Here is a 3,339-nt window from a genome sequence, read left to right as displayed (position 1 = left end):
ATTGTGCACGAGAAACCTTTTTGAGCTTAATGTTAGATTAAAATATATTATTAAACACGATTGCTCATTAGATACTTGGATGAGGGAGGTGGTAATGGCTGAAAATCAGATTTTAGATGCTATTTCAATAGTTGCTAATGTTAATCATTCGGCTGAATTGGAATTATTTAAAATTAAAAATAAAGTTAACAACGTTATTTTAGAAAAACATAACTTTAAAAGCGTTAAAAGCCCTGAAACCAAAAAAATTGCTGAGGATGTTGGGGGGGCAGAAGAATATATGGCATTATTCAAGTTGTTTTCTAAATTATTACACCCTGCTTTATGTTTGATAAATTAATATGACTCAGCAAGTTGCATTGACAATTTTAACATACTAATTGTTTCCGCACAAAAATATGCATATTATTTATTTGAAAAGTTAAGAAATGAATTAAATGTACCAGGCGGCGTACTAAAAGATTGGTGATTTTGTATTGTGCTTATGATGCATACATAGCAATGCAAAGTAGATAATCAATTATATCACATGAAATGTATTTATTGACTTATCCTCCGTCAAATATCAGGATCTGCTTTATATCTTAACTCTTTTTTGACCCAGCTAGGCTGCTGTAGCAGCCCTGCTAACCTCAGACTTCAATCGACTCAGAGAACTCTTGCGCATCATCGACGTTAAACCCCAAATGAAAAGTCGTGCTGTTCATTTTATCATAAATAAGAATGGGTTGATAAGAATGGGTTGGGATGCTCGAAAATCAATAGTCATTATATATATCAGGTGGTTTTTTCCTCTTATCATTAGATGTGCTTTGAAAAATTGTGCATTTAGCTGAGTTTTAAAAAGAAGAATACTCCCCCACAAACAGCGAAGAGTATTCAAGCGCGGCAGAGAATGTATGCCAAAATTCAAATTAGTTCTCTTCTAAAGGCCAGTCAGCAGCGTTGCTCAAGCAACTTTTGATATAATCGATTGTCACTGGCTCGCCTCCCTGTAAGATAGCTCTTGGCTTGTACCAACCCATTTTCATCCATTCGAACACAGAAGGATGGAATGTTTGTCGTTCAGTGATTTTACGCACTGTCATTCCCCCCTTTAGGGAAGCAATAACAATTTTCAGGCCACCGTAAAATTCTGAATAGGAGTCGCGCATTTCACCTGCTGGCACAGAAGCCTCAGCTGGATATTCTGGAACTTTTTCCAGCCGCCCCGGAAACCCGGAGACTTCGGCAAGCTCACGTATCATCCAGATATACGAGATATTTGACAGGCCCGCAACCTGATATCCTCCCCCAATGTTACTGTGGACACCACAAAACCAGACTTCCTTAACGACCTGTCCATGCTCATTTAAGTTGTTCCAGTAAATCGGTGAAAAATGCGGGCGAACTTCATCGAGGGCGAGCGCATGCCGAACATGCTTTATTCCTTTAGGCGACATCTGGTGAAACTTGTTAAATATGTTCTGAAATGCCAATGAACCTACGGTATCCCAAAGTCCAAGAAATTCGATCTCCACCGAATTACTCCCTGTCAAAGATGACGATAGCCCACCGCTGTAGGAACGTTTTTCACGGTACGATGCCCACAATGAAGGCAATTCCTTTTCGGGAATGATTCTTCTACCCAATGGCATTCCCAAATGACGTATAAAACTGGCTAGGCTCCTCGCGGAAAATGCTCCGCGGCTGAACCCAAAGAGATAGATTTTGTCACCAGGCTTATAACGTTCTGCTAAAAACCGGTATGCATCGAGAATCCTTGCGGTTGTCCCCGAGCCCGTGGCACCCTCAAAATTCATTTTTTCTTTATCACCCTGAGACCCCACTCCATTTATATAGAGAGCTTCCCCCAAATATTCATCGCCCAGTTTCAGGCCAGAGACCAGACCATAGTATTTGTATTCCTCACTATTGATGAGGTCCGCGGGCTTATATTTCTCTTTGTTTCCAGTTAAGGCGCACCATATTTTTAGCACGTTGCTTTCGACACTAATCACCGGGGATTTATTTCTGACAATGTACTCAACATCACTTTGCACTGGGCTATTGCCAGTGCCATCGAGACATACAAATAAATGGCGCATATCACAACCTCGCAATTCTATAAGGAGGGGTATTGAGTGCAAATTACTGATTACTAATGCATATTTAGAAAGTTTACCATAGACATGACCGTCTTATGCAACATAGAGCATTCTAGATTGTAGAACATTGTGAGAGGGAATTTCTAATATAGTGATTTTGATTATAAGTAGGTGTAATGATCGTCCATATTAGATGACATGCAGAGCCAGCATAACTACATGGGGATAATTGCAATATAACTAACAGTCTTGATTTCGTCATTCTGATAGAGTAGAAATTAAAAAAAGTAATAATTAGAGTGAAAATTAGACAAGCCCCTTGAATCTCTAGATGCATCGTGTCTATTATCAATAGATGGTCTTAATACTGGTTAGTAGGTTGATTGTTCGAGTTCGGATAATCGATGCGAGCCTGCTCACCGTAAAAGACATACATCACAGTAAAAAGTCGCCATTGTTCAGCAAAGCTTTGAACTCGTGACCTGCTCACCGTAAATTAATGCATTGCAGACATAGCAATGACTGCTTCTGGCACCAAGCGGACTGGTGCAGTTCCTTTCGGGCCTGAATTAAAGTGGGGCAAGGAAACTGACTCGATGCTGGCTGAGGGCCGACAGTATAAGCTGAGCAAAGCGCCGCGACGTGGCGTTAATGCGATACCTGGTACAGGTCATGAGATTCCAGAGGGTTTCCGGAGTGGGTGAGCGTGACAGGCATCATGTGCTCCTAGTCTGCTATTACCTAGGAGGGAAGTTAAAGCCATCATCACAACAGGATAATGGTATTCATTACCTCATGACGCTTTTACCACTTTGTGTGTAGCGCAGACACATTATAAAAATGACAGACGAATGACAGATCTCATAGCCTTTGCAAAATTCTTTTTTTTCAGATAATTTAGAGTGCTATCTGTTTAACGACATATTTATATAAAATACCAATAGTTATTTTATCAAAGTTAGACAAAGGATGTATTTTTTAAGAGGGCTCATTGTAATAGATAGAATATTTAACTTGGTTGGTGGTTTACTTAATATTGACTTGTTTTTTGTTAGCTCTGTATTTTTGCACTTAAATATAATGGCTATAATGGGTTTTGCGGTGAAATATTTTAAAAGAGAAGGGTGTTAATGATTAGGTCAGTGAAATTCGAAGGTAAAGAATATAACCTTACCTCCATGGGACGCAACAATACTAGTGCTAATATATTTACTGTTATAATAGGAAAAAATGGTACGGGTAAAAGTAGGCT

2 protein-coding genes are annotated in these 3,339 nt (G+C 39.4%); one reads left to right on the top strand and one right to left on the bottom strand.

The window, feature by feature from the left end:
• The coding region (locus tag B2J69_RS24015; RefSeq protein ID WP_236722783.1) for a DUF5677 domain-containing protein at positions 1-340 on the top strand (340 nt) is incomplete at its 5' end.
• A gap of 574 nt (positions 341-914) precedes the next feature.
• On the opposite strand, the gene B2J69_RS23440 is transcribed toward B2J69_RS24015, so the two are convergent.
• On the bottom strand, positions 915-2,087 hold the full coding sequence (locus tag B2J69_RS23440; protein ID WP_081142847.1) for a phospholipase effector Tle1 domain-containing protein: 1,173 nt from the start codon (positions 2,085-2,087) through the stop codon (positions 915-917).
• Positions 2,088-3,339 lie beyond the last annotated feature (1,252 nt).

The organism is Pantoea latae, assembly GCF_002077695.1.
Taxonomy (GTDB): domain Bacteria; phylum Pseudomonadota; class Gammaproteobacteria; order Enterobacterales; family Enterobacteriaceae; genus Pantoea; species Pantoea latae.
This window is presented reverse-complemented; position numbering and strand designations above follow the sequence as displayed.